This window comes from Nocardia vaccinii NBRC 15922 (genome assembly GCF_001613305.1).
GTDB classification, from domain to species: domain Bacteria; phylum Actinomycetota; class Actinomycetes; order Mycobacteriales; family Mycobacteriaceae; genus Nocardia; species Nocardia vaccinii.
Genome location: NZ_BDCC01000010.1, coordinates 107,689 through 134,119 on the forward strand (window position 1 = coordinate 107,689; position 26,431 = coordinate 134,119).

General features: G+C 64.4%; 31 protein-coding genes. 13 read left to right on the plus strand and 18 right to left on the minus strand.

The window, feature by feature from the left end; translation table 11 throughout:
• Positions 1-9 precede the first annotated feature (9 nt).
• A complete protein-coding gene (locus NV1_RS07690; protein ID WP_067887261.1) occupies positions 10-1,101 on the plus strand; it encodes an NAD(P)H-dependent flavin oxidoreductase in 1,092 nt (363 codons plus the stop codon).
• Positions 1,102-1,143: 42 nt separating this feature from the next.
• Here NV1_RS07690 and NV1_RS07695 read toward each other — a convergent pair whose 3' ends face one another.
• Positions 1,144-3,150, minus strand: coding sequence for a molybdopterin-containing oxidoreductase family protein (locus tag NV1_RS07695; protein WP_245713605.1), 2,007 nt, complete (start codon positions 3,148-3,150; stop codon positions 1,144-1,146).
• A 416-nt stretch (positions 3,151-3,566) separates the two neighbouring features.
• On the opposite strand from NV1_RS07695, the gene NV1_RS07700 reads away from it, so the two are divergent.
• Positions 3,567-4,385: a glycosyltransferase family 2 protein gene (locus NV1_RS07700; protein ID WP_067887074.1), complete on the plus strand. Its 819-nt coding sequence runs from the start codon at positions 3,567-3,569 to the stop codon at positions 4,383-4,385.
• 273 nt (positions 4,386-4,658) lie between these two features.
• Here the strand turns inward: NV1_RS07700 and NV1_RS07705 are convergent, their stop codons facing one another.
• The 10 genes from NV1_RS07705 to NV1_RS07755 form a co-directional block, all read right to left on the minus strand.
• A complete protein-coding gene (locus NV1_RS07705) occupies positions 4,659-5,810 on the minus strand; it encodes an acetyl-CoA C-acetyltransferase (RefSeq protein WP_067887076.1) in 1,152 nt (383 codons plus the stop codon).
• Between the two features lie 42 nt (positions 5,811-5,852).
• Positions 5,853-6,485, minus strand: coding sequence for a TetR/AcrR family transcriptional regulator (locus NV1_RS07710; protein WP_067887264.1), 633 nt, complete (start codon positions 6,483-6,485; stop codon positions 5,853-5,855).
• 67 nt (positions 6,486-6,552) lie between these two features.
• Complete coding sequence (locus NV1_RS07715; RefSeq protein ID WP_067887078.1) at positions 6,553-7,284, minus strand: hypothetical protein; 732 nt, start codon at positions 7,282-7,284, stop codon at positions 6,553-6,555.
• A gap of 384 nt (positions 7,285-7,668) precedes the next feature.
• Complete coding sequence (locus NV1_RS07725) at positions 7,669-8,163, minus strand: DUF2247 family protein (protein ID WP_067887084.1); 495 nt, start codon at positions 8,161-8,163, stop codon at positions 7,669-7,671.
• On the minus strand, positions 8,160-9,482 hold the full coding sequence (locus NV1_RS07730; RefSeq protein WP_067887087.1) for a hypothetical protein: 1,323 nt from the start codon (positions 9,480-9,482) through the stop codon (positions 8,160-8,162). Before NV1_RS07730 ends, NV1_RS07725 begins: the two co-directional genes overlap by 4 nt.
• A complete protein-coding gene (locus NV1_RS45550) occupies positions 9,483-9,665 on the minus strand; it encodes a WXG100 family type VII secretion target (RefSeq protein ID WP_245713606.1) in 183 nt (60 codons plus the stop codon).
• Between the two features lie 114 nt (positions 9,666-9,779).
• Positions 9,780-10,103: a WXG100 family type VII secretion target gene (locus NV1_RS07740; RefSeq protein WP_067887090.1), complete on the minus strand. Its 324-nt coding sequence runs from the start codon at positions 10,101-10,103 to the stop codon at positions 9,780-9,782.
• A gap of 275 nt (positions 10,104-10,378) precedes the next feature.
• Complete coding sequence (locus NV1_RS07745) at positions 10,379-11,230, minus strand: alpha/beta fold hydrolase (protein WP_067887093.1); 852 nt, start codon at positions 11,228-11,230, stop codon at positions 10,379-10,381.
• A gap of 297 nt (positions 11,231-11,527) precedes the next feature.
• Positions 11,528-11,944: an SRPBCC family protein gene (locus NV1_RS07750; protein ID WP_067887096.1), complete on the minus strand. Its 417-nt coding sequence runs from the start codon at positions 11,942-11,944 to the stop codon at positions 11,528-11,530.
• A 223-nt stretch (positions 11,945-12,167) separates the two neighbouring features.
• A complete protein-coding gene (locus tag NV1_RS07755) occupies positions 12,168-12,743 on the minus strand; it encodes a MarR family winged helix-turn-helix transcriptional regulator (protein WP_157116672.1) in 576 nt (191 codons plus the stop codon).
• A 17-nt stretch (positions 12,744-12,760) separates the two neighbouring features.
• On the opposite strand from NV1_RS07755, the gene NV1_RS07760 reads away from it, so the two are divergent.
• Positions 12,761-13,168 carry a VOC family protein gene (locus NV1_RS07760; protein WP_067887100.1) on the plus strand — a complete coding sequence of 136 codons (408 nt, stop codon included), beginning with the start codon at positions 12,761-12,763 and terminating at the stop codon, positions 13,166-13,168.
• Between the two features lie 8 nt (positions 13,169-13,176).
• Positions 13,177-13,773, plus strand: coding sequence for a YdeI/OmpD-associated family protein (locus NV1_RS07765; RefSeq protein ID WP_067887102.1), 597 nt, complete (start codon positions 13,177-13,179; stop codon positions 13,771-13,773).
• Between the two features lie 473 nt (positions 13,774-14,246).
• Here NV1_RS07765 and NV1_RS07770 read toward each other — a convergent pair whose 3' ends face one another.
• Together NV1_RS07770 and NV1_RS07775 are read right to left on the minus strand one after the other, a co-directional pair.
• Complete coding sequence (locus NV1_RS07770; RefSeq protein ID WP_067887105.1) at positions 14,247-14,450, minus strand: DUF397 domain-containing protein; 204 nt, start codon at positions 14,448-14,450, stop codon at positions 14,247-14,249.
• Positions 14,447-15,238, minus strand: coding sequence for a DUF5753 domain-containing protein (locus tag NV1_RS07775; protein WP_157116674.1), 792 nt, complete (start codon positions 15,236-15,238; stop codon positions 14,447-14,449). The genes NV1_RS07770 and NV1_RS07775 overlap by 4 nt, the downstream gene beginning before the upstream one ends.
• A 506-nt stretch (positions 15,239-15,744) precedes the next feature.
• Here NV1_RS07775 and NV1_RS44490 point away from each other — a divergent pair.
• From NV1_RS44490 to NV1_RS07790, 3 genes are all read left to right on the plus strand, one after another.
• On the plus strand, positions 15,745-16,218 hold the full coding sequence (locus NV1_RS44490; RefSeq protein ID WP_169813301.1) for a DUF4254 domain-containing protein: 474 nt from the start codon (positions 15,745-15,747) through the stop codon (positions 16,216-16,218).
• The gene (locus NV1_RS07785) at positions 16,215-16,820 is read left to right on the plus strand and encodes a hypothetical protein (RefSeq protein WP_067887111.1); all 606 of its coding nucleotides are present in this window, start codon (positions 16,215-16,217) and stop codon (positions 16,818-16,820) included. Before NV1_RS44490 ends, NV1_RS07785 begins: the two co-directional genes overlap by 4 nt.
• 338 nt (positions 16,821-17,158) lie before the next feature.
• Complete coding sequence (locus NV1_RS07790) at positions 17,159-18,253, plus strand: CHAP domain-containing protein (RefSeq protein WP_067887114.1); 1,095 nt, start codon at positions 17,159-17,161, stop codon at positions 18,251-18,253.
• 316 nt (positions 18,254-18,569) lie between these two features.
• On the opposite strand, the gene NV1_RS07795 is transcribed toward NV1_RS07790, so the two are convergent.
• Both NV1_RS07795 and NV1_RS07800 read right to left on the minus strand, forming a co-directional pair.
• The gene (locus NV1_RS07795; protein ID WP_084525189.1) at positions 18,570-19,388 is read right to left on the minus strand and encodes an SGNH/GDSL hydrolase family protein; all 819 of its coding nucleotides are present in this window, start codon (positions 19,386-19,388) and stop codon (positions 18,570-18,572) included.
• 58 nt (positions 19,389-19,446) lie between these two features.
• Positions 19,447-19,893, minus strand: coding sequence for a nitroreductase/quinone reductase family protein (locus NV1_RS07800; protein ID WP_218026937.1), 447 nt, complete (start codon positions 19,891-19,893; stop codon positions 19,447-19,449).
• Positions 19,894-20,005: 112 nt separating this feature from the next.
• On the opposite strand from NV1_RS07800, the gene NV1_RS07805 reads away from it, so the two are divergent.
• Complete coding sequence (locus NV1_RS07805) at positions 20,006-20,623, plus strand: TetR/AcrR family transcriptional regulator (protein ID WP_067887120.1); 618 nt, start codon at positions 20,006-20,008, stop codon at positions 20,621-20,623.
• Positions 20,624-20,792: 169 nt separating this feature from the next.
• Here NV1_RS07805 and NV1_RS46725 read toward each other — a convergent pair whose 3' ends face one another.
• Positions 20,793-20,990, minus strand: a complete 198-nt coding sequence (locus NV1_RS46725; RefSeq protein ID WP_067887123.1) for a hypothetical protein — start codon at positions 20,988-20,990, stop codon at positions 20,793-20,795.
• Between the two features lie 237 nt (positions 20,991-21,227).
• Between NV1_RS46725 and NV1_RS41965 the strand changes: the two genes are divergently transcribed.
• The 4 genes from NV1_RS41965 (at position 21,228) to NV1_RS07825 (ending at position 24,426) form a co-directional block, all read left to right on the plus strand.
• The gene (locus NV1_RS41965; protein ID WP_157116678.1) at positions 21,228-21,809 is read left to right on the plus strand and encodes a DUF3558 domain-containing protein; all 582 of its coding nucleotides are present in this window, start codon (positions 21,228-21,230) and stop codon (positions 21,807-21,809) included.
• A gap of 57 nt (positions 21,810-21,866) precedes the next feature.
• Positions 21,867-22,376, plus strand: coding sequence for a hypothetical protein (locus NV1_RS41970; protein WP_084525179.1), 510 nt, complete (start codon positions 21,867-21,869; stop codon positions 22,374-22,376).
• Positions 22,376-23,536 (plus strand): WXG100 family type VII secretion target, encoded by a 1,161-nt coding sequence (locus tag NV1_RS07820; protein ID WP_067887128.1) that lies wholly within the window; start codon positions 22,376-22,378, stop codon positions 23,534-23,536. The genes NV1_RS41970 and NV1_RS07820 overlap by 1 nt, the downstream gene beginning before the upstream one ends.
• 122 nt (positions 23,537-23,658) lie before the next feature.
• Positions 23,659-24,426 carry an ESX secretion-associated protein EspG gene (locus tag NV1_RS07825; RefSeq protein WP_067887131.1) on the plus strand — a complete coding sequence of 256 codons (768 nt, stop codon included), beginning with the start codon at positions 23,659-23,661 and terminating at the stop codon, positions 24,424-24,426.
• A 190-nt stretch (positions 24,427-24,616) separates the two neighbouring features.
• Here NV1_RS07825 and NV1_RS07830 read toward each other — a convergent pair whose 3' ends face one another.
• Together NV1_RS07830 and NV1_RS07835 are read right to left on the minus strand one after the other, a co-directional pair.
• Complete coding sequence (locus NV1_RS07830; protein ID WP_067887134.1) at positions 24,617-25,405, minus strand: VOC family protein; 789 nt, start codon at positions 25,403-25,405, stop codon at positions 24,617-24,619.
• Between the two features lie 146 nt (positions 25,406-25,551).
• Positions 25,552-25,920: a DoxX family protein gene (locus NV1_RS07835; protein WP_067887137.1), complete on the minus strand. Its 369-nt coding sequence runs from the start codon at positions 25,918-25,920 to the stop codon at positions 25,552-25,554.
• A 105-nt stretch (positions 25,921-26,025) separates the two neighbouring features.
• On the opposite strand from NV1_RS07835, the gene NV1_RS07840 reads away from it, so the two are divergent.
• Positions 26,026-26,412 carry a winged helix-turn-helix transcriptional regulator gene (locus tag NV1_RS07840; RefSeq protein WP_067887140.1) on the plus strand — a complete coding sequence of 129 codons (387 nt, stop codon included), beginning with the start codon at positions 26,026-26,028 and terminating at the stop codon, positions 26,410-26,412.
• Positions 26,413-26,431: the final 19 nt, after the last annotated feature.

Below are 26,431 nucleotides of genomic sequence, written 5' to 3' on the forward strand. Positions count from 1 at the left end.
CGGCACAGCATGAGCGGGCAGCGGTTGCGGACCCCGCTGACCGAACTGGTCGGCATAGAGCATCCGATCGTGCAGACCGGCATGGGCTGGGTCGCCGGTCCGAGCCTGGTCGCGGGCACCGCCAATGCGGGCGGACTGGGCATCCTGGCGTCGGCGACGATGACGCTCGCCGAACTCGAGGAGGCGATCGCCAAGACGAAAGCCAAGACGGACAAGCCTTTCGGCGTCAACATTCGCGCCGACGCCACCGATGCGGCGGATCGGATCGAGCTGATGATCCGCGAGGGCATCAAGGTGGCCTCGTTCGCGCTCGCGCCCAAGAAGGAGCTCATCGCGCGCCTGAAGGACAACGGCGTGGTGGTCGTCCCGTCGATCGGCGCGGCCAAACACGCGGTGAAGGTCGCTTCCTGGGGGGCCGATGCGGTGATCGTGCAGGGCGGTGAGGGCGGCGGCCACACCGGTCCGGTCGCGACGACCCTGCTACTCCCCTCGGTCCTGGACGCCGTCGACATTCCCGTGATCGCGGGCGGCGGCTTCTTCGACGGTCGCGGACTGGCCGCGGCCCTGTCCTACGGTGCGGCGGGCGTCGCGATGGGTACCCGTTTCCTGCTCACCCAGGACAGCAGCGTGCCCGATTCGGTGAAACAGGAGTACCTGCGCCGCGGCCTGCAGGACACGGTCGTCTCCCGCAAGGTCGACGGCATGCCGCACCGCGTGCTCAACACCGAACTCGTCGACCGCCTGGAACATTCCGGCAGCTGGCGCGGCCTGACCGCCGCGGTCGCGAACGCCGCGAAGTTCAAATCCATGACCGGCATGAAGTGGTCGGCGATCATCCGCGACGGCCTCACCATGCGCAAGCAGAAGGACCTCACCTGGTCCCAGGTCATCATGGCCGCCAACACCCCCATGCTGCTCAAGGCCGGTCTGGTCGAGGGCAATACGCAGGCCGGTGTGCTGGCCGCGGGCCAGGTCACCGGCATCATCGAGGATCTGCCCACGGTGGCCGATCTGATCGACCGCATCATCGACGAGGCCGTCGCCCGCATCGACGCCCTCGCCGAACTGCGCAACGCGGGAAGCGCCACCCCCACAACGTGATCGGACTGTTCACCGATCACCGCAGGCTGCCCCGGCCACCTCTCACGGGGCGGCCTGCGCTTCGCCTCGGCCGACCGGTCCGCCTGCTCGGCGCGGGGTGATCTCCACCCGGTTGTCGTGGAACACCGCTCCGCCGGCGAAATCCGAATCACGTTCGGCGATGGTCGCATTGACGGTGGAGCCGTTGGTGAACTTGGCCCAGCGGCCCTTGGTGGTGGCCGCGACGCCGGGGCGGACCCGGTCGGAGATCTCGGCGACGGCTTCGAACGATCCGCGGGCGTTGGCGACCAGAACGGGTGTGCCGTCGGCGATGTCGCGGGCGGCAGCGTCGTCGGGGTTGACGGTGACGCGGGATTCGCCCGCACGGCGGCGCAATTCCGGGTTCGAGCCGAACGTGGTGTTCAGAAAGTAATGTGGCGCAGCGGATATCAGTACCAGGCCGGTTCCCGGATCAGCGGGCGGCGTGTAACCGGGCAGCCGGTCGTGCCCGGCTCGCTCGGCGAGGGAAGAGGTGAAGTTGATCTTCTCGACGGGAACCGGCCGGGGCTCGACCTCGAGGAACCCCTCCGAGCGCAGACGGTCGATATCGTAGCCCTTCAACACGATTCGGAGCAGTTCCTCGTCCGAATCGTACAACGCGGGCTCACTCAGGCCCATGCGACGCGCGAGTCTGCGGAACGTCTCCGTCGTGGACAGGCATTCGTCGGGCGGCTCGACCGCCTTCTCGTTCCACACCAGGTACAGATTGCCGTAAGCCGCGATGAAATCCGTATGTTCGGGCTGCATGGTGGCGGGCAGCACGATATCGGCGTAGTCGACGGTATCGGTCGGAAAGTGTTCCAGCACAACGGTGAACAGATCCTCCCGGGAGAGGCCGTCGATCACCGCGCGCTGTTCGGGATTGGAACCCACCGGATTGGCCGCGATCACGAACAGCGCCTTGACCGGTGGATCGGACGCCTCCAGCAGCCCCGCGCCGACCCGCGTCTGCGATAGCGTGCGCACCGGATGCGGCAGCAGATCGAACCGCGCCAACCCCGGCACGTCGAGCTGGAAGTGACCGCTGGTCGAATAGTGCAGTCCCCCACCGCGAATCGCCCAATCACCGGTCACTGCGGGCAGGCAGGCCATGGTTCGCAGCGCCATCCCGCCCCCGGCATGCCGCTGGATCCCCTGTGAGGCGCGGATCGCGGTCGGCCGGGTGCGGGCGATCCGCTCCCCCAGTTCGACGATCCGCTCGACCGGCAGCCCGGTGATCCCGGCGACCCGATCCGGCGTGAATTCCATTATCCGGCCGTGGAATTCATCCCAGCCAACGGTATTCTCGGCGATATAGCCCGCATCGTGCGCGCCCATCGACACGATGACGTTCATCAATCCGAGCGCCAGCGCCGCATCGGTGCCGGGCAGTGGCGCAAGATATTCGTCACACTGCTCGGCGGTCCGGGTGCGCACCGGATCGATCGCCACCGTGTGCGCCCCGCTGTCCTGGATGAATTTCCAGATGTGATGCCCCGAGGTCAGCGGGTTGGTCCCCCAGAGAAGTACCAGTTCGGAATACGCGAAATCCTCCGGATTCATGCCCCCTGCCGTGCCGAGAGTGTACTTCAGTCCCGCCGAACCCGCCGCCGAGCAGATCGTCGGATCGTGCAGCGACGCCCCCAGCACATTGAACAGCCGCCGTACCGAAAGTCCCTCGGTCCCCTGGATATATCCGAGATTCCCGGAACCCAGGAACGGCCAGATCGCCTCGCCACCGTACTCATCGATGATTCCGTGCAGCCGCCCGGCGATCTCGTCCAGCGCCTCGTCCCAGCTGATCCGCTCGAATCGCCCCTCCCCCTTACGCCCGACTCGCCGCATCGGATACCGAATCCGATCCGGCGCGTTCAACTGCTCGAGATACCGATTCACCTTCACACACAGCGCCCCCCTGGTGACCGGATGCGCCTTGGTCCCCCGCATTCCCACCGCGACGCCGTCCTCGACGGTCACTTCCCAGGAGCACCCGTCGGGACAATCCAGCGCACAAGCCCCGAACACCTTCACCCGGTCGATTCTATCGACCGGGCCCATCGTCCCACCGCGCTACGATCCCACGCCCGAATACACATCCACCCTCACCTACGCGGTCAGCGCCTTACCCGGCACACCGACGCGAATTATGTTCCCATTGAGTCCGACCCCGATTTCGACAGCGCCGTCCCGACAGATATGAACCACCGAGCCCGATCTCGCGACCCCGGGTTGTGGCCGATCACCGCACGTGCCGGCCAGTCCTGGGAGGATGGCCGAACGCCATATTCGGCGACGTCCCCGAGGGATAGGTCGCACAGCTGTGGATCGATCGAATCCGCATTCCCACTCGACGGTTGCCGGTCGGTACGACAGACAGCAGCAATGTTGGTGGACAACGCCTTCCAGGTGCTTTCCACCGAGCACGGCTTCTCGGACGGAGGAATTCGATGGTGGAGAACTCGCCGATGGTCCTGTCGGTCGTCGTTCCCGTTCTCAACGAAGCCCGGAACATCCGGCGCACACTGGAGCACCTGGTCGTTCAGGAGGCGATCGACGAGGTGATCGTGGTGGACAACGGCAGTGACGACGGCACCGTGGAAATCGTCCGCGATTTCCGTGCCGATCATCCGCGGGTCGAACTCGTCCACGAACCGATTCGCGGTATCGCTCCTGCTCGCAATGCCGGATTCGATGCGGCGCGCGGTGAATTCATCGCCCGCACCGATGCGGACACGCTCGTCGCACGGGACTGGGCGGCGACGATTCGAGACTACTTCATCGAGCATCCGGAGACGGGCGCGTTGACCGGCCTGTGCACTTACCGCGACTCCCCGATCGGTTTCTTCCTGAAGTTCGGTCAATCGCTACTCGTCCGCACCGGCAAGCTGGGCGGTCGAGTCGGCAACATGTACGGCCCCAATATGGCGATCCGCCGCGAGGCATGGCTGATGGTGCGCGACGACACCCAGTCGCGAGACGATGTCATCGAGGACCTGGACCTGGCATTGTGCCTGTGCAAGAGCGGAATTCGCATCGATCAGCTCGTCCACCTGCGCGCTCGGACCTCCGCGAGACGCCGCCGCGACTCCCCGGTCAACCGCTGGCATTTCCACCTGCTCGGCCTGCGCACCCTCCGCCGCCACGGCTTACCGGTGCAACCGGTCCACCGAGCTCTCATCTCGGCAGCCTGGTTCACCCACACCCTCCAATGGCCCCTCTACCACTTCTGGGACTTCGACCGGCACCGGTTCACACTGCGACCCTGATTCGGCCACACCCCGACGCCCACCATCCACTGCGGCACCGGTCACCCTGCCGCACCGCGGCGTTCGCCGGTTCCACCCCATCGGGGCGGAACCGACAGGCCAGAGCGCGATTTCGGTCAGCCCGACCGATGCCGCGGTCGCGCGCGGAATTGATCCGATCGCACGCGCACCGCGCCCGTCGGCCCGGTCAGCTGTGCCACTTCACACCCACCACGACCGCCATTCGGCCTGCCGGAGTCGCTCGTCGCGGCACTCCCCCGGCCACGGCGGAACTCAGCTCAGCCGCTCGATGATGGTGACGTTCGCCGTACCGCCGCCCTCGCAGATGGTCAGCAGCCCGTACCGCCCGTTGACCCGCTCCAGTTCGTTCAGCAGCGTCGCGAACAGTTTCGCGCCGGTCGCGCCGAGGGGATGTCCGAGGGCGATCGCGCCGCCGTTGACGTTGACCTTGTCCGGGTCGGCGCCGGTCTCCTTCAACCAGGCCAGCACGACCGAGGCGAAGGCTTCGTTGATCTCGATGACGTCGATGTCCTCGATGCTCAGCCCGGTCTTCTCCAACGCCCACTTGGTTGCCGGAATCGGCGCGGTGAGCATGTAGATCGGGTCCGCGCCGCGCGCGCTGACGTGGTGGATGCGCGCCCGCGGCTTCAGCCCGTATTCGGCGACGGCCCAATCCGAGGCGAGCAGGGTCGCGCTCGCGCCATCGGAGATCTGACTCGCCACCGCGGCGGTCAGGCGGCTGCTCTCGCTGAGCGGCTTCAGCCCGGCCATCTTCTCCAGCGTCGTCTCGCGCGGGCCCTCGTCGATCCAGAAATCGCCGACCGGCACGATCTCGCGATCGAAGGTGCCCTCCGCGATGGCTTTGCGGGCGCGCTCGTGGCTGCGCAGCGCCCAGCGCTCCATATCCTCGCGGCTGATATCCCACTTCTCGGCGATCAGTTGCGCGCCGTTGAACTGCGACACCTCGCCGGTGCCGTAGCGGTGATCCCAGCCCTGTGCGCCGACGAAGGGCGAGTCGAATCCGTACTTCTTACCGGCCAGCATGGCCGACGAGATCGGGATCGCGCTCATGTTCTGCACGCCGGCCGCGACGATGACCTCCGCGGTGCCGCTCATGATGGCCTGCGCGCCGAAATTGATTGCCTGCTGGCTGGATCCGCACTGCCGGTCCACCGTGACGCCCGGCACCTGCTCGGGATATCCGGCGGTCAGCCACATGGTGCGGCCGATATTGCCGGCCTGCGGGCCGATATTGTCCACACAGCCGACGATCACGTCATCCACTGCGGCGGGATCAATCGTGTTGCGCCCCAACAGACCCTGCAACGCCGCAGCGCCGAGATCGGCCGGATGCACGCCCGACAGCGCGCCGCCGCGCTTGCCGACCGGCGTGCGCACGGCATCGACGACATACGCCTCCCGCACGGGCGAATACTGACGACGGGCAGGTGCTGACATGGATGACTCCTACTTACCTTGCTGGACTGTGGATTTCGCGCCGGGCTCGGGATTGGTGAGTCCGTCCAGCACGATGGTCAGATATTGCTTGGCCAGGTTGTCCACGGTGATGCGGCCGCCGGGCTGGTACCAGCGCACGGACACCCAGACGGTGTCGCGCAGAAAGCGAAGGGCCAGTTCGGTATCGAGCTCCGGCCGGAAGCTGCCGTCACCCACACCCTTGTCGAGCACCCGCCGCCACAGCTCCCGGAACTCCCGGTTGTACTCGTCGATGTATTCGAAACGCGCTGTGCCGCTGAGCCTTTTGGCTTCGGCCTGATAGATCGCTACCGCAGCGTGCGATCGATCGAACGATTCGAAGGATGCGGTGACCAACGCCTCGAGCGTGTCACGCGCGGGCAGACCGGCCGCATCGATCTCCCGGTACCGCCCGAACAGGTCGTCGAGGAAGCCACGCAGGATCTCGTCCACCATGGATTCCTTGGAATCGAAGTGGTGGTAGAGACTGCCGGACAGGATTCCGGCGGCGTCGGCGATATCGCGGACCGTGGTCGCGCGCAGCCCACGCTCGGCGAACAGACCTGCCGCTATGGCGAGCAGTTCGGCGCGACGTGCGGATTTGGATGCGTCGGGTGTGGGCACCCGCCCATAGTACAACCAAGCATTTGCTTGGTCTATCCGCTATCGGCTTTGCCACACCCCCGGCAGCTCATCGCACGGAATAACGCAGCGGCGAGGACACCGACAGATCCGCGAGCAGCCGATCACAGATCGCCACCGGCGACACCCCCGCCCGCGCCATCCGCGCGACCAACGCCAGCCGCCGTTCGCAACTGTCCCATTCGACGGTCAGCGGTCCGCGACCCGGCCCGGCGTCGACCGTCGCCAGCACCCGCGGCGGGCCGCTCGCGACGGGCTCCTCGATCAGTTTCAGCACCATCCCCCGCTGCCAGGCGCGATAGGTGTCCATATCCGCGCCGTTCACCATCTTGTCCGTCGCGGCACACAACCCTTCGGCGATCCCGTCGGAGAAGGCCACCCGGTCGTAGCTGAATCTGCGACACCGCCGCACCACCGCGAGCAGATCCGACCGCACCTCGCACAGCAGCAGTGTGCGCTGACGCCGCCGCCGATCCTCCTCGGATTCCTCACCCCCGGGCATGGCCAACAGCCCGATCCGCCCCGCCCGCGCCCGGTCCCGGGCCATATCGGCCCGCAGCGCGCACCGCGGATCGCGTGCGACTTCGTCCTCATCCACCGCATACTCCTCGAGAATCTGCGCAGCCCGCGCCGCGGCGACATCATCCGATTCGTGATCGAGAAGTTCCGCGCCGAGCGCCAACGCGGCCATCACCTTGCCGTCCAGCCGTCGGCGGGCCAGTACCACTTCACGCACCAGCTCGAGTTCCAGCTCTTCGTTGTCACGGTGGTCCAGACCCATGGGCCGTGGTCCCTTCGAAAATTTCCGCCGAACCGGCCTACCTCAGGATCGCACAATCGAGGGTGGTCAGCGCCACCGATTTTCCGGACGCCCGGAATTCGCTCGGCAGTTGATCATGAACCGTGCGGGCATGTCCGACACGGGCTGCACCTCTGCCACGCAACCGCACCCCCAGCCCCAGCGGTTCCTCGCAACCGACCGTCCACGATGCCAGGACGCTCATGGACGATCGCTTGCCGCCATTCGTCGAAAAAGCGCTGCAATCCATCACCGTCGAGGTCGGACACCATCTTCGGCTACATATTCCCCAGGTGGAGGGGCGACCTCCGGAAAGTAATGGTTTTGTCAATATCCAAGATATTGCCAATCGCGCCTCGGCTCGAATCAGAGTCGACTACGTTGAACCAGGTACCGGTCCCGCCCGTGCTGCAAGTATTCATCCCACCGCTGTTCGATACCCGCAACACCCGGAACCGCTCCTGCGGGCGGCGGCATGAATGGCACGAACGGTTCCATTTCTGATGGGTAACCGAAGTCTGCATACAGGATCTCGACCGCCCGAAGAATGCTGTCGAATTCGAATGGATATGCACGCACATACGCAAGCGCCAGGAAGACCCACACTCCCCGATCATCCGTAAGGAGCCGATCGATCAACTCGGGAACTTTGTCCAGCTCATCCGAGAGCAGGAGTGATAGGGACTCGACCACATCTGCGGGGTCGCTGTCCGGAACAATATTTCGGAGGCAGAGCTCGACGACCGCTGCCGCATCTATCCAGCCATCCGCGTACCCACGATGCAGCTCACGCGGCGTCAACCGCGCATTCTGCTCGATGAACGAAGCCGGCATCGTGAACTGCAACAACTTGTCGGTCATGGCTTGATCGGTACTCCATTGATAGTTCCGTTGCGGACGAACATCTGGTGAGTGACATTATTTCCGTCGATTATCCATTCGAATCTGCCAGGCACCCCATTGACCTCACCGGGCATCTGTACGAGTGTACGTGTGACTCCGTCGCCGCCGGTGATCTCGAAGACGGAACCATTGGCGCCGATTTCGTCGACTGGAAACGATGCGGAGCGATGCCACGCGTCGATCTTCATACCCGACCCGGTTCGATCAGCCTGTTGAATGGCCTGCTGCGCCTGTTGAGCTGTCGGCTTGGTTCCCCCTGATGCCGCAGAATCGGGCGCGGGCTTGGAGTTTGTGAGGCCTTCTTCGATGTCCTGCGGGGTGAGGCTGTCGATTTCGTCCAGGTCGCGGCCGATGCTCGCGGCGGCGTCTTCTTCTTTGGAGAAGACGGTGAGAAGTCGGTCGAGGTCGACGGCTTCTACGAAGCCGGTGATGGCGGTGGCGGCTTCGTCGAAGTAGACGCCGTAGGCGGCCAGGGTGGCGGCGTCGACGATGACGCCTACGCCCGCCGTGATGACATCGGCGAAGATGGTGGCGATCAGGGTCAGGGCGGTCGCGGCTTCCAGGTCCTCGATGGCCTGTTTGATGTTCTTACGGAGTTGGTCGAGGGCTTGTTTGTGCTTATCGCAGTCGGTGGCAAGGTTTTTCGCGCCTGCGTAGACCTTGTTCGCCGAGCCGGACAGCAGCATGACCAGGTCGTCCAGATCGGCTGTTTCGTGGGCCTGGTTCTGGCGCAACGCATTGGCGACGTCGCTCACCTTGCTGCCCGCGTTATCGATCGCGGGGTTGGTGATGAACGCGTTCCACGCCTTGGCCGCGGTGCCGAGTTTATCGGTATCACCGTCGGGAATGTGAACGTGGATTCGTTCTGTCAACGCTGCCAGCGACACCAGACCGTTGCCGGGTCCACCGGCCGACGGCGCGCTTGCCCAGGACAGCGGCAAAGGCGCGGCGACGGCGACGGGTTTGGTTGGCGCAGCGCCCTTATGGGGATTGATATCGGCGTTGTAGTCGGCGATCGCATGGTTGTAACCAGCCAGCGCGACCAGACTCGCGAAGAACGGCAAGCTCTGCGCGAGACGGCGGGCATTGCCGATGGCCGACGAGGCGCGAGCGTCGTAACTCTCGGCCCAACTCCGTGCGGCGGCACTACTTCCGGACATCGATCCGGTTTCCCACAGCGACTTGACCAATGTGCTGGTCGCGGCGTCGATTTCGGTGCCGATATCGGTCAGTTTCTTGGCTGCGTCGTAGTAGATCTGCGGGTTGACGCTGACCATCTACCGGCGGCCGAACATGCGAGTGTTCGCCGTCTTGGCGGCGGTGTACCGGGTGTGCGCGTACCGGGCGGCGGTACTCATCTCGGTGATGCCCGCGACGAATTCCTTTGCCGCGGCGGCCCATTCACGATGCGCGGTCTCGTGCGCCGAAGCGGCGGCGCCGGACCAGGACCCGGCGTGCACTGCCGCCGACTTCTGATCCAGGGTGTCGAGATGCTCCTCGAGGAACTGGGCCAGACCTCGACAGCCGAATGACGATATCGTCGAGTCGGTTCAGATCGACGCTGTATTCCCCGTTCACGGCAGATCCAGGCTGGAGACTTCACCGGCGAACTGATTATCCTGCGCGACATAAGTTTTCGCGGTTATCCCGAGCGCGGACGCCATCGTCGTCAACGCCTCGATGATCTTGCTTCCGCCGTCCGATGTCTCGGCCCACCCCTCGGCGAAGCTGGTCGCCGCCGCCCCGGACCAGTTCTTCCCGGTCAGCGCATCGACCTCGTGCCCCGCATCGGTCAGCGCCGAACGCAATGTCTCGGCCAGGTCGTAGGCGTATTTGCCGAGCGCCGTGACGTCCTCCGGGACGATCGATAATCCCGGATCTCCCCCATCTCCGCTCATGCGCGGACGGTATCACGACGGGACCCACCGTCACCAGGCTTACGGCTGCCATTCCCGGACGACGAAGGATTCCGCCCCATCGAACAGGCACCGAACCGCCACCGCGACAGACGATCTCGAGAATTCGCCAACTGGCGCGACACCACGGTGATTGCCGGCGTCGCTGAAATCCATGTTCTATAAGGGTATTTCGCTGCGAAACCGGAACAATGGCGGACCGTGTCGCCGGATGACCGCTGGCTGCGGCCACCCGGCGACGACAGCGAATGCGGGCTTTATACGACCGCGGGCCGCCGAGCGGCGTTTTCGGCGATCGCCTCGACGACCACGCCGAGCAGCGGCGCGGGCAGGTCATGCCCCATCGCATCGAGCGGCATATAGCCCGATCCGGGGATCGCCGCATGCGTCGCCTCGCCGCCGGCGATCCTGATCAGCGAATCCTCCGCACCGTGGATGACCAGCGCGGGCACCTCCAGTTGTCGGAGTCCGTTCGTGCGGTCGGGGGCGATGACGGCCGCGGTCACCTGACGGGCCGCGCCCTCGGGGTGGCGCGCGCGCTCGTAGGCGCGAGTCGCCATGTCGTACCGGCGTGCACGCTCGGTCTCGGCGTAGGTCTTCGAGCCGATGAGCGCGTACAGCGCGGCGATTTGCTCGATAGCGGCGTCATGATCCGCCGGGAGCGGTTTCAGCAACTCCTGGAGCACGTCGCTGTGGGCCATGCCGATACTGGCATGCGGGGTGCTCATGATCGAGCACAGCGACAACACTCGCGGCTCGTACTCGATCGCGACCAGTTGAGCGACCATCCCGCCCATCGATGCACCGACGATATGCGCCTGGTCGATGCCGAGGTGATCGAGCAACTCGACACAGTCCCGCGCGATCGCTCGCAGGTAGTACTGCCGAGGGGCGGTGTTCCACGAGGTCAGGCCGCTGTCGCGGTTATCGGGACGGATCACCCGGTAGCCGCGCGCGACGAGGTCGTCGATCATCGGCTGCGGCCAGTGGATCAGCTGCGAGTTGAGCCCCATGATCATCAGCATCGGCGGCCCGGCCGGATCACCTTCGTCGCGGTAGCACATCCTGACCTCGGACAGGTCAGCGAACTGGTCGATCGCATCGTTCATGACAAGCCTCCCGAAGTTGTGGTCGTGAATTGCAGACATTGAGCATGCAAAGACGAACTGCACTCGGGTGTTCATGAAACTGTGGACCGCGACAGCCGGTTCATCGGACCGATGGCCGCCGCCAATTCATGATCCCACACCAACCCCACGGCGCAACCTCCGATCCGCGTAGTTGGACGGTCACTCGCCCGACTCCGCGTCGCGACCGGGCGAAGCGCGTCGCGACCGATCAGCACATCGATATATCTATTCAGAACTCGTTGCAGCACAAGGGATTACCGAACCTCGACCGCGACGCTACGTCCCGGTCCCGCCATTGCGCTCGATGGTCTCCCGGATAACCTGCAACCCACGCGTTACTCGCAACCGCACTTCCCCTGCCGCCGCATGCGGCAACACATCGGTGATCCACACCAGCCGCGCCCGGTCACCATCCGGGAAGACCTGGAACGACGCGTGATGATGCTCGATCGGCAACCGAAATCCTTCGACGGCCGAATACGCCAGACGACGAGCCTCGTCGTCGATGGTCACCAGATACTCCCGAATCACGGCACCGGTCGGCATGGTCAGATACCGCATGTCACCCTCGACACGAGTATCGATGACGTATCCGGGCAACAGCCGACCGTGCACATTGCCCACATCCCGCAGGGCATCCCACACCTGCTCCGGTGTGGCGGCGATGATCGCGGTCTCGGCGATGGTGGCCATCCTCGTTCTCCTGATCAGCGACAACAATTCGGGTCGAGCACGACGCACAGTACGGACAGCGCGGCGCGCCCGCGCGATGAACGACGCCCATCCCGATGCGTTCGGAGTCGACGAGTCCGGCTCTGCGGAGCCGGCTGGGCGGAAACTCGGTGAATTGCAGGGCAGCTCGCTCGGTGTCGACGAGCCGGTCCTATGCCGGCTCCGGGCCGAGTCGCCTCGTCGCCTAGCTCTGGTTGCCGGTCGTCACCGCGTTGTTGACCGGGCAGTTGCCTTCGCTCCGGCCGCACGCCGCGAAGTCGCAGAGGCGACACAGCCAAGGGTGTGGACGGTCGCGAGTGCCGACCGCGCGTTCCTCGGTTCTGGCGAGGGTGACCGTGGTCAGCATCGCGTCCAGCGTTGCCGCGAGGTTGTCGACCTGGTCCGCGGACAACGCCGATAACGCACTCGTCAGTGACGTCTCGCGCGCTCGAAGTATCCGCACCGCCATGCGACGGCCGGTTGGGGTCAAGACGACGGATACGGCCCGTCCGTCCTGCGCTCCGACCCGCTCGACGAGTCCCTCGGCCCCGAGGCGATCGACGAGGCGGACGGTGCCCGAATGAGTCAGGCCCAGAACGGAACTCAACTGGGTGACCGATCCGCCGTCGAGGAACTCGTGCAAGGCGGCCAGTGCGGCGGGAGCCGACGGGCCGAGCGCCGCGATCGCTTCGACCGCTGCATTCATCCGGTCGGCGACTACGAGGCTCAACGCGCCCAGGGCGTTGGCTGCGTGCTGGCGGCTTGACTGTTTTCGCGTCACCGTTCTAGCTTATATGTATGAGTCACACATATTCTACGGCCGAGCATGGTGAGTCGACGGCGGCGCTGTCGATGCTGAACATCGACAGCGCGGACCCAGCGAGGCTGGCGCGGTTCTACGCGGCCGCGCTCGACTGGGAGGTCACCTACAGCGACGACAACTACGGGATGGTCGAGGGCAACGGCATCAAGATCGGCTTCGGCAAGGTCGAGGGGTTCCGGCCCGCGCAGTGGCCCGATGAGGCTTGCGCCAAACGCTTCCACCTCGACCTGCAGGTGGAGGACCTCGACGAGGCGACCGAGAGCCTGTGCGCGATCGGAGCCAGCCAACCCGACTTCCAACCCGGAGCCGGGCGCTGGCGGGTGCTGCTCGATCCCGACGGCCAACCGTTCTGCCTGAGTCCCCGTCCCGCGGCCGCACCGTAGCGCCCGTCGTGACGGAGCTCGCGGAGCTGCTCGTCCAGGACGCCGAGGCATGGCACGCCTGGCTCGACAGCCACCATGCCGACCACCCCGGGGTCTGGCTGGTGCTGCACAAGAAGGGCGGTCGGACGACGGCCCTGACCTACGCGCAAGCCCTCGACGAGGCGCTCTGCTTCGGCTGGATCGATGGGCAGATCGCACGACGTGACGACGACAGCTATCGCCAGCGCTTCACACCGCGCCGACCAGGCAGCCCCTGGTCCGCCAGGAACGTCGAGCACGTCGCCCGCCTTACCGAAGCCGGCCGGATGCAGTCGGCCGGAATCGCGGCCGTCGACGCGGCCAAGGCTCGAGGACGGTGGCAGGCGGCCTACCGCGGGCAGGCCGACATGCAGACCCCGCCCGATCTAGCGCGGGCGCTGGCAGCCAATTCCGCCGCGGCCGCGACGTTCGACCAGTTGGACGCAGCCAATCGCTACGCCATCGCCTACCGGCTCAACACCGTCAAGCGCCCGGCGACCCGGGCTCGCAAGCTGGCAGAGTACGTCGACATGCTCGCTCGCGGCGAATCCCTCCATCCCCGCAAGCCCCGGAAGGATCGGCAGTGACCGTCGCCATCCCGCCCGACGCCGAAGGCGCACCGCGACCTGGTGACACATCACTGACAGAACGAGGACCTCCTCGCGGGCACGACAGACCGATTGCCGCGATCGCGAACAGCTGCCGGCGCACACTCGAGTAGCGCCGGTTGTGCTGACCGTTCGGTCGCTCTCGATGATGCGAAAAGCCCGTGCGGACCCGACACTCACCACATCGCCTCGGCATCAACGGAAGCCCCACCACTTTCGACCGCGATGAACCGCGACGCGACGAAGGCTCGAGAGCAGCGACCTCGTTCAGGAGGCGGCCTAGTGTCGCCGACCGGCCTCGACCGCCGATCCCCTCGGCCGGATCGGCCCACAACTGGCGGCCCGGGCCGTAGACACCATCGCCCGGGAAGTCACCGACCTGAACACCGCACTACAGAAATTGGTTGCGGTACGAACCTCTCACTTACACAGCAGGATTCGCGCGAATGAGCTCAGGCGGGATCGGCGAGCGAGCCTGACCGAAGTGTGGCAGTGAAGGCATCCCACTCGGACGATGTGAAGGACAGAGCAGGGCCGTTGGGATTCTTCGAGTCACGGACAGAGACGGTGTCCAGAGACAGGAATGCGACTTCCACACACTCACCGCCTTGCTGGCTGTAGTGGCTCTTGAACCACTCGACTGGCGACTTGTTCATCGCGGAAACCCCTTTGCGATCTCGGCAAGCTGGTCGCGGGTCTTGTTGGCGCTCAGTGCGACCCGGTCTATCTCAGCCCAAGATCGACGATACCGCTCTACTTGGTCCCGCTTCTGGAGAAACAGATTTCCGCTCCCGGCTCCAGTCTCAACGTAGACCACGGGAGCCTCCGGGATTTGCTTCACGGGATCCTCGAATTCGAGGATGACGAAGGGGCCGACCTCCGTCCCTCGGTAGATCCCAGCGTCGAACGGCACGAGCCGAATGGTGATGTTGGGCAGCACCGACAATTCGACAATACGACGCACATGGCGCTGAGTGAGGCTTGGGTCTCCGAGCGGGCGGCGGACCACGCTCTCGTCCAGAATCGTGTTGAGCGTTGTGTTGGACTCAGCCAGGATGGCTTGCCTACGCATACGAACCTGGACATGCCGCTCGATCTCCTCTGGGGTCAGGTCCGGACTGGTTCGCAACAAGGCCCGTGCGTACTCCTCGGTCTGCAGTAGTCCTGGTATCCGAGCACTCTGATACATCGTGAGAGTCGTTGCCGCACTTTCGAGGTTGATGTAGACGTCCAGCTTGTCGGGTGAGACAACATCATTGAAGCTGTACCACCAGTCCCTGGCTGTCTCAGCCTCGATCGCAAGGCTTTTGAGGTCTGCGCGGGTCTGCGCCGACGCCCGGTAGACGTCGCACATCTTGTCGATGTAAATCGGCTTGAGCTTGCACGGCTCCCCCTTGAGCATCTTCGACACCGTCGTGTGGTGGAGGTTGATCTGCTCAGCCACATCCTTGATGTAGAGTCCCGACTCCCGGTGGAGTCTAGTCAGGATCTGCGCGACCTGTCGGCGTGGAACTGACACTGTATTCGGTTGCGCTGGCATCGACTGTCTCCAATCATGACCGGCGGACATGTCCGCCATTGGGCTCAGACTTCGTTTTTACGAAGTCGCCAAATTTTCCGAAAATGCTTGTGCGTTCAGAGAATCAGGTGTGACATGGATCGCGCACCCGATGGGTGGTCTCGAACGCTCCGCCCACCGGCCAGGTTTCCGGGCGTTCGACCAACAATTTCCGACTCAATTCCGGGGAACTCCATGATTACCACGCGATCAGAGGTCTCGACAAGAGTGAATCGATCATCAGTTCGAGCGAAAGATGCTGTCCTTGTTGGACATTCGACGGCTGGGCGGTGTGCGAACATCGATTTTCCTGCGATGATGCCTTACCTGGCGTTATGTCGCCGGCCACAGCATGTGCCTGCCGCGCGGATCGTGCCGTTGGAGGGGACGGCATGATCGCACTCCCCTCGAAAGTTCTGCTTGTCCAGGCGTGCACCGGCACCGCGATACCGAGTCATCCGGTACTACTCGCATGTCGAGAATTGGCGCGTCTGCATCAGGATCGTTTGGACCATTCCAATCCGGATATTCCAGCAATTGATAAAGCTCGCCGGAATGCAGTGCGGGAAGTCGATCGCTGGCTGTCGGCAAGCGGCATGCAGACACCGAATGCACCGTTCCTGCATACCGAGACCGTCGGTATGGTGATAGACCGAATCGCGGAATATTCGATCGCGGCACAAGCCGGTTCGGAGCGAGGGATTCTGGAACTGCATCGGCATTACCTCTGGCGGCGCATGTCCGAACTCGCCGTCGCCTATGAGGATCTGGTGTCGGAGATCCACGCCGGTCGTCGGAGGGTGCCCGACCTCACCGGTCCTCAACTGCACCCATTCACCCCATCCGTCCGGCAGGCGGATATATGAACGGAGACAACAGGATTCACCTCGTTCGAGATGAGATTCGGCGAGTCGCCTGGTGCGACCACGCCACCCTGGACGCCGTGGCCGAACTCCTGGACAACCGCGAAATCAACATCCTCGCAGGAAAATTGGGAATGGTCGCCGCCCACATGGCATCCCGCGCCGGTGCCGGTCAGGGCATGCCGCCGCCGGGCACGTTCCCGGGCGCGGGCAGCGAGCGCATAGACCTTGCGGCCCAATGGAATGCGGTGACCGTCGCCGGATGGTTCGTCCGCAGGAAACTGACCGCCTGGTGGTGGCACGACGTCCTCTTCGACAGCGTCCTGGTCACCTACGAACTGGTCAAAGCCTTCGTGGCCGCCGTAGCCGACGACGACTCGAGCCGGATAACCCGCCTCACCCTGCGCCTGCGAGCCCTCTCCGCGGGCCGCCTCGTCATCGAAGTGCACGACTCCCCCGAGAACGCCCACCTCATCTCCGCAGCCGACAACCTCATCTCCGCCCAGGTGGAGCACATAGCCCACCACTGCGGTCGTCACGAACACCACGGCCGCACGGTCCTCTGGTGCGAACTCGCCCGTCCGGAACTGACCCGCTGGATATGACCCGACGAACACCACCGACGACGAATCTCCCTGGGGGACCGCCGTTTCGGTGGGCGCGAATGAGCCCGATCTGGACGAAGGTGGTTCGACTCCCTCACATACGGAGAGTATCTGCAATAGAATTTGCTTATGATGAGGGAAATGCAAGTTTCTTTGCATCACACTGACCGCCGCATCGCCGACCGGTCGCTTGCTCATGAGGGGACCGCGATGACTTCTCCCGAGGCGGCAGAGGTACCGCCCGCTGACACCGAGCCGTCGAATCGGCGCGGGCCACAGGCCCGTTGCGTCGCGAGCACCGGCCATCGATACCGGATCGGCCGGCCCGTGGGATCACGATGAGCCCGAACACATTCGACATCAACGAAATAACGCTGACGCCGCCGAACGGGGCGCGGACGGGCCTCATCGCCGTTCTCGACATGGTGCAGACGGCGCTGCGTCAATCGATCGGGTTGCTTGCGTCGGGGAAGCCGTCGGAACAGCCGGACCTGCTGCACGAACTGGGTAGTCGCGGACTGCTCCAGGACGGGCTGGACGACAAACACGATCATGCCGTCATGGTCGACAGCTACGCCTCGTCGCTACAGCAGATACGCGCCGCCAAGCTGGCGATCAGCAGCCACAACGAGGACGTCCGCAAGGCCTCCTACTCGACCTTCGACATATCGAACGGGACCTTCACCGCCTGCATGAGCAAGGTGCGCCAACTCCAGGGCGCGCTCGCGGAAATGTCGAAGAGGAACAAGAGCGGCGCACCGCTTACGCCGAGTCAGCAACGGACCGTGATCACCGCCGCCCTCGACGCCGTCGACTACGTGCACGGCAAGGTCAGCTCCGCCAGGAAGCAGATCCATCACCAGAAGCAGGTCATCGAGAATTCGGCTCCGACCTACCACCCCGGCTTGACGTATCCGTCCGGCGGCGTAGGTGGGGATGGGCCATACCCGTTCGCGCCCAGGACCGGCAGCATCATCCCGATTCCGTTGGCTCCCGGCGCTTCCGGTGCGGTACAAGCCGCGATGTCCCAGCTCGGCGTTCACGAATTGGGCAGCAGCAACCACCTGCCGGGCCACAAGGCGTACGACATCGGCGGGCCGTGGTGCGCGTCCTTCGCCACCTGGGCCTGGAGGCAGGCGCACCTACCGTTGAACTGGACCACCAGCACCACCTACGTGCCCACGATCTGGGCCGATGCCAAGCGCCACGGGCTTGCCGACCGAGCGTCCGGCGCCCGGGTCGGCGATCTCATCGTCCTGAACGACGTCGGTCACATCGGCGTGGTGGAAAAGGTCGACTCGCACGGCAACATCTACACCATCGAGGGCAACTCGGGTGATGCGGTGCGCCGGCACGAGTACCCGCCGGGCAGCAGCTACGTCGACGGCGTCATCCATCCGCCCGCGCAGAAGCCCGGCGCCGTAATGGCTTGACGGGCGGGAAACCTCGATGGCCGGACCGGACGATGGTGATCGCGAAATCCCGCACCGTCTCGCCCGGGTCATGTGTCGCAACCCGTTCACACCACAGCGCCAGCGCCTGTGGCAGGACCTGTACCAGTCGGGTCTTCTCCCCGGCCGAATCACCGGAATTCACGTGTGCGCTGCCCGGAAGGGATGCGTCTACTCCACGTGCGACGGAAACCGCAGCGGAACGACCATCCACACGACGAACCTGACGCTCCTCTCATCGAGACCGATGGCGAGTTCGACAATGCCGAGTATCCGAGAGTGCTTGGACGGCAAATGATTACCTGCCATGAACGACGGACCTGCGGGCGGACTGCACCCGGAACGTCGGATGAAGGGCGGGGCTGGAGATATCGGTGACGAGCCCAGCATCGCATCCATCGTCATCGGCAGGCCTGAGGTGTTCGGTGATGAGGTCGGCGATCATGGTGGCGCCGCGGGTGTTCTGGTGGATGCCGTCGGTGGTCAATTGCAGGCCGCGGCGGGCGGAGATGGCGTCGAAGCTTCGCCGGAGCACGAAATGCTGAATCGCCGCAGTCGCGGACGGCCGCCGGCCGGTTTGGAACCGCATGCCCGGCGTGCGTCGTTGTGCTCGAAGGTATTCCAGTTGATGCTCGTACAGCGGCAGGTAGGCCACACCGGCGGCTGCGGCGACGTCGCAGGCGATGGCACTGTACTCGCCGGCTCGCGCCACCGGCGCCGAGCCCAACTCTTCTCCCATGGTGGGTAGCGAGAGCACCGCGATGTCGGCGTCCGTCTGCTGCTGGAGGATATCGACGACAGCGGTGAGACTCTCCCGATACCACTGCGGCGTCGGCTTCCGCGGGAGTTGCTTCGCCTTGATCGCGGCGCGAAGATCCTTGTCACTGAGGGTCACCCGCGCATCGTTGGTGCCGATGAGCACGGTCACGAAGTCCGGCTGCTCCGCGATGATCGGCGCCAACCGCATCCGCAGGTTGTAGGCATGGTCGGCATTGACGCCATGATTGGTGAAGACATAGCCCTCCCCGGCGAACCGCTGCCGCAGGATTGCCAGATAGTCCGCGCTGACGTCGGCTTTCGTGAGACTGTCACCGGCGCACGCGACGCGGATGGGCATACGGGGTGCACCGTCTGCCGAAATGGTCTGGGCCGCATCGGATTCTCGGGTCATGGCCTCACACCGCCTCGACCCGGAACACCGCGATGCGCTCGGCGCTCGCAGCGACGTCGTCGGGCGATGGGCTCGGGGACAGCCCGTTGTCGACATAGCTCTTGCCGATACCGGCCGGGCTTTCCGTCACCAGTTGGCGCAGCACCGGGCGGCGCGCTTCGACCGGTAGCTCGACCAGCCGTACCTGGGTTGATCGCCGGCCGCGGGTCAGCGTAACCAGGTCGGCCGCTCGGGCATTGGCGACCCAGGCCGCCTTCGGGAAGGCCTGCACGATGTAGCGCTGACCCGCCACGGGCACGACCGCGATCACGAATGTGCGCAAGCGGCCGGTGTGCCGTCCGGCGACGGTCAGTACCTGTATGGGCCCGAACGCTATATCGACTCGCTGCAGCCCGATGATCACAAAGTTCACGGCATTGACCAGGCGTCGCTTTCGCTGCTGGCTCAGCATGAGCCACCACCTCACTTGGGTAGTAAGTATTTACTCACCAATGGTGAGTGAGTACTTGCTATCGTGTCAAGGCATGACGTAACACACCGACGGCGTGAGGAGAAGAGCACGGATGAGTGAGACAGAGGCAGCCTCGCCGCGGGCGCAGTCGACCCGGGCCCGGATCCTGGATGCCGCCTCCACGGTGATGACCGAGCGCGGTCTGGCCAACGCCACCACCAAGGAGATCGCCCGTGCTGCCGGCTTTTCCGAGGCCACGCTGTACAAGCACTTCCAGGACAAGGAGGAGCTGTTCCTCACCGTCATGCGCGAACGGCTGCCCGCCGAGTTCGTCGGCTACCTCGCTGGATTGGCCGACCAGGTGGGCACCGGCACTGTCCGCGTCCGACTGCAGGAGGTCGCCGCCCACGCTGTGGCGTTCTACCGGGATCTCGCGCCGATGCTGGGCGCGGTCTTCGCCCAACCGGACCTGCTGGCCCGGCACCAGCAGATGCTGCGCGCCGCCGGATTGGGCCCGCACCTGGCGCTGTCGGCGCTCGCCGACTACCTGCACGCCGAGCAGCGACTGGGCAGGCTTATCGGAACAAACCGACCCGACATGCTCGCCGCGGCCCTGCTCGGCGCCTGCTTCCAGCGCGCCTTCCTGATCGAGTTCGAGGGCGAGCATCTCGCCGACCAGCCCGCCGACGAGTTCGCCCGCGCCTTGGTCGACAGCCTGCTACCGGAATGACCGGGCCAGACTTGATTCACCCAGCTCGTCCCAGAAACGTCGCGCCACAGCAATTACATGATCTACCTGGCGATTCAATGAGACACACTCGACCGGTTATCCGTCACGCGATTCCGAGACACCGTAGATCAGCGAACCGACCCTGCCTCACCCCAGTGAGGCAGGACAGTCAGGCGACCTCCGTTCCGGTGTCGGCCGGGCCAGCCAGGGTGATGTCACGGGGCCGTTCGAGCAAAGTGCCCCTGCGGAAGAGCGCGCCGACGCGGACGAGAGCGACGAGTTCGGGGGCGCCGACCGGTGAACCCGACACCCCGACCGCAACACCGTCCTGATCGGACACCGCGCCACCGTCGATTACCGCGACCATGGGACAAACCTTCTCGCCTGGCGGCCGCCCCGATACGATCGAAACCTGTTGACTTTCAGATCATCCGGGAAAGTACTCCCTTCCGGACATCCACAGACCTCCGATCATCGCTCGGGAGTGGCGAAGCGCAAGTGTATTGAAGCGGTCACGGTGACCGGGTAAGTTCGATGCGAGCCGTTGAGGGGGTGGGAGTCGATCCGGCCCTTCTTCATCGTGGTACCGGGCCGAGAGGACGACATGACCGACTGGGGACGCGTAATCCGTTGTGCGGCAGTGGGAGTCGGTGCGGCGGCGCTGCTGGCGGGGTGCAACGACGGTGGGGGAACATCGAGTGCCGACTCATCGCCGGCTGCTGCGACATCGACCGTCGCACCGGCCGCGCCGACGTCGGTGAATGGTTGCCAGCTACCACAGTCGGTTATGAATGCCGAGCAGATCGAGCCAGGCCCCACCAACTCCGACATGGACGCAAACGGTGGGATCAAGTTCAAGGGCTGCATTTGGACAACCCACGACAGCGACGGGTTCAGTGTAAATGTCCGCAGCACCAACATGACCGTCCAAATGGTCGAGAAAATCAGCGACTATAAGGTCGGCGAGCATCTGACCATCGATGGCCGTCAAGCAGTGACGTACTACACCAGCGACCAGACAGATTTACGCGCCGACTGCAACATCAACGTTGCAGTCAAGGGCGGCGGACTCGACATACTGATCGACAACCCCGCCTCACGTAAGGCGACCGGAACTCAGGACTCCTGCGAGATAGCCAAGAGAATTGCAGGAGAACTGGTACCCACGTTGCCAGCCTCGGCCTAGAATTAGAGTACACTATTCACCAGCTTTAATCGATTCACCAGGGGAGGCCAGCACACCATGGCAGATGATAGTAAGCCAACAGGGCCGTTGGCCAGTCTGATAACCGAAGCCCAAAACGGCAGCCTGAGCGTAAAATTCAGTCCGGATGTGATGGTCAATGCTGACGAGTTCGTGTACATCGAGCGAGACTGCAAAGCATTCAAAGACGAAATAGTTGTACTACAAGGTCTCGCAGAAGCAATCGCCAGATTGCCGCACTGGGGTCTCGGCGAGTCCACTGATGGACTAACTTCTGCAAACACTCTCGTATCAAGATTTCGCAGTAAAGCAAAGAGCGTCGGTCTTTCAACCGATTCGAATGATAATCTGTACGATATACTCGATCAGCACTACAAGATCATCGATGACCTGCAGACACTCCACCACACTATCGCTCAGCAGTATTGTCAACAGGACGAGAAGTTCGCCGCCGAATACAAGAGATTGAATGCAAATTTGGAGCCCAGTCCCATCAAGAGCGGCGTACAGCCTCGTGTGACGGTCAGTGCGGTAGGGAAGTCCAGCTGATGGCCGTCACCAACGAACCTGCACAGATTCCCGGGGGAGGTGAAAACCCCGATAGCTTTTCTCACTGGGAAATCTACAATAAATTCAATCCGCTCAACACCTCCAACGGACACACTGCCGCTCAGCACTACAACGATATAGCGAGCAAGTGGTCCGCCGCAGCGGACTTCTTCGCCTCCCGTATCCGCCAGTCGAGTTCGGCCGCCTGGCAGGGCAATGCCGCCGAAGCTTCCAGGACTGCGATCTCCAACTATGCCCAGCGCGCCGAGGATCTGACCGAGGCGTTGAAGGCCATGTCCGCTCAGGTGACTGCCGCGGTCGACGGGGTCAACAACACCAAAAACGGTGTCGCAGTACCGATACAGCATGTGAGCATCTGGAACGTCAAAGACGGCGATTTCCTCTGGCACCACGGCTCCCGGTCGAAGCAGAAGATCGACCAGGCGCGCGACGACGCCCGCGAGGCGATGAAGAACAACTACGTCAAGAACTTCGTCGACGCGGACAAGAAGATTCCGGTCATTCCCAAGCCGAACGAGATCAGCAACCCGCTCTACAGCTACACCCCGACCAGTTCCAGCGCGTACACACCGAACTCCGGCACCGGCCCCAGCCAGCCCGGCCCGAGTCAGAGCGGTACGAGCGGTGACAGCGGAAATCAGTCGGGTACCTCGTCGAGCCAGTCGGATTCCATGTCGACGGCGGGTTACAGCTCCTCGTCCATGCCGTCGATGTCCGGGTACTCGAGTTCTATGGCGACCACGCCCGCCGGCTATTACAGCGGGACCTCGCCGATCTCCACCACGCCGAGCAATTACAGCGGGGTCGGCAGCGGGTCGGGTGGGGACAGCGCGTTGAACGGGTTGGGCTCGGCGACCGGCGGCGGGCTGGGCAAGAGTGTGTCGGGGACCGGATCCAACGCCGCCACGGCGGCCGCGAAAGCTGCGAAAGCCGCTGGCACGACCAGCAATATGGCCGGTATGGGCGGAATCGGCGGCGCGGCCGGTAAAGGTAAGGGCGAGGACGACAAAGAGCACTCGCTCCCGGACTGGCTGCGCAATATGGAGAACGCCGAGGAACTGCTCGGTCCGACGCCCAAGAGCATTCCGGGCGGCGTCATCGGCGGGGATTTCGACCGAGATCCCGATACCCGCGGCTGAGCGCCGGATCCGTTGCGCCCCTTGCCTTCCGGACGCCTCGCTGATGCCGGGGCCGCTCCGGCGCATGTTCCACTGTCGTTCCGGTATTCAGGTAACCGGAATTCGTGATCGAAGGATGTTGCATGGCCGAATGGAGTTGGGAGCCCGATGATTTCGCTGCCCTGTGGCTCGGCGAGGCGCGCGATCGGCTGCCGAGCCCGCTGAGCTACACCAGCCGCTTCCCGACCCAGGACGAGGTCCGTTCGCACCGTCGGCAGGTGCACGGCCGGTACGACGCGGACGAACGCAACCTCATCGAACTCGCCTTCCAGACCCTGACCGAGGCCGATCTGCGCATCCAGATTCTCGGGCAGTCCACGACGCTCGGCCGCGGCAAGCCGAAGGATTACCGAATCATCGGCGCGCGAACGAGATTCAACGCGATGATGCTCACCCAGACGGCCGATCCCGGGCCCCGGGACAGCATCGACGGCACTGTGCGCTGCCGCCTGTTCCGGACCGAACAGCTGGCCTCCCGCTTGGCGACCATCGTGCCGTCCTTTCCACCGGGCCGGGAAAAGCCGGAGACCTTCCACCTGGAGGACATCCGCCGGCCCGCCCAGGGTTTCAGCCGCAATACCCCCCGCGACCGCTACGACCGCATATCCCGGCGTCCCGTCGACGGCGGTGGCAGCGCGGAGCTGTTCACCGGATCGATCTTCCACACCCTCGATCCGTGGTACGCCGTCCATTGGGTCGATATCGCCCGAGACGGCCGCTACCTGCAACAACGCACCCGGGAGCATCTCACCGTGCGCCCCGCCAGCCCGCAGGACCTCACCACGACTTTGGAAACCTGGATCGAACGAGCCCTCCAGCGTCTCCGTGAAGACGAACCCGACACGTGGTGAGAGCCGCGGCCGTGGACCGGCGTCGCCATATGGCGATGAAAGCGTCGAACACCGATATCGAGCGGGTGGAGTTGATACCCGCCGCGGCCTTGTTCCGATCGGCTGGGCGCTGGGCAGCGTGGCGGAAAACGGTTGAGGGCCAGCCGAATACAGTGAACCGGCCCTCACCGGCAACCAATGCGACCCGGCGTTACCCGCCGCGAACCGACGTGTCGATGAGACCGAACATCTCACCCTGCGGCGCCACGACCGTCGCCATCCTTCCGGCCGGTGAATCGGTCGGAGGCATCAGCACGGTCCCGCCCAGTTCCGCCACGCGCTGCACCGCGTCGTCGACCCCGTCGAACTGGAACCAGGTCAGCCAGTGGGCGGGCATCGGCTCGCCGGGCATGCGGGTGTCGTCGTTCATGCCACCCACCCCCTCGGTACCGCCGGGCGGGATGAACATCGCGTATCGCATATTCGCGTCGTCGCTGACATCGGCATAGGTGTAGCCGAAAACGTCGGCGTAGAACTGTTTCGCCACGTCGAACTGGCGGGTGTGCAATTCGTTCCAGCAGTACGCGCCGTGCTGGTTGTAGGCGGCGGAGCCGTTGTGTGCGCGAGCCTGCCAGAGACCGAACACAGCGCCGCCGGGATCCGCCAGGACCGCCATTCGGCCCCCGTCGAGTACGTCGAACGGCGGCATCAGCACCTGGCCGCCCGCGGCGACAGCCCGCCTGGTCACAGCCTCACTGTCCTCGGTGGCGAAATAGGTGGTCCATACCGAGGGCATGCCGGGCTGCGGCTTGGGGCCGATTCCGGCAACGTCGGCGCCGTTCATCGATGCCATGATGTATCCGCCGGAATCCGGCCCGCTGTCCTGGACTTCCCAGCCGAACAGGGTGGAGTAGAACTCGCTCGCCTTGATCGGGTCATCAACTTGGCAGTCGACCCAACACGGGGTCCCCGCCGGCCAAGACGTGTCGCGCACAGGCATAGATCTCTCCGTTCTGTGGTTGCGAACTTGTCTGCGATACCTCGAAGAGCAGAATCGATCATAGCCAACACGAGACCGCACGGTCTTCGATACCCGGGCACGCGACCAGCGGGGTTCGCGCTGTTCGGCACGGATCGCCGACAGGCTCAGCCGAGGAACCGCCCGATCGCGACGAAGGCCGCGAGCAACAGCAGAAACACGTTGGCGGGCAAGGGTTGTCGCTCGTTGCGAGTCAGGTGCACGCGCATCGCGAGGATCTGCACCAGCACCAGGCCGACCGCGGCGACCGGCGTCAGGATGGGAGCGATTCCGGTCAGCTCGGGCAGGACAACGCCGAGTGCGCCGAGGATCTCGACCGCGCCGACCGCCTTCACCGCTACATCGGAGTTGTCCTTCATCCAATCCAGCCGCCCCGTCGCCACGAGTTGCTCGCGCGACCGCACCACCTTCAGCCCACCGGCGACCAGATAGGCGATCGCGAGCAGGCCCTGCGCTGTCCACAGCGTGATGTTCACCGTATTCCCCGATCCTCACCGTCAGTACGTGGTCATATCGTGGGTGAACGTCGATGCGGCGACAAAAGGCACATGCGTGTATGTGTCCAGGAAGGAAGCCTCGGTATGACGCAAGTCACACGAAAGACGGTGCGGATACCCGAAGGCGGCGCGGTCCGGGAAGTGCTGGATCGGATCGGCGACAAGTGGAGCCTGCTGGTGATCGGCACGCTGCGCGAGGGGCCGATGCGATTCGGCGACCTACGTCGGGCCGTAGCGGGCATCTCCCAGCGAATGCTCACCCTGACACTCGCCCACCTGGTCGAGGACGGCCTGGTCAGCCGCACTGCTTACGCCGAGGTGCCACCCCGGGTCGAATACGAACTGACCGCGCTCGGGCGCACGCTGCTACCGCTGCTGGTCTCCCTCGCCGAGTGGGCCATGGCCCACCGCGACGAGATCAACGCCAACCGCCCGGCACAGATCCAGGACGAAACACCCTCCGAGAGCTGATTCGCGCATTCCCCGGAAG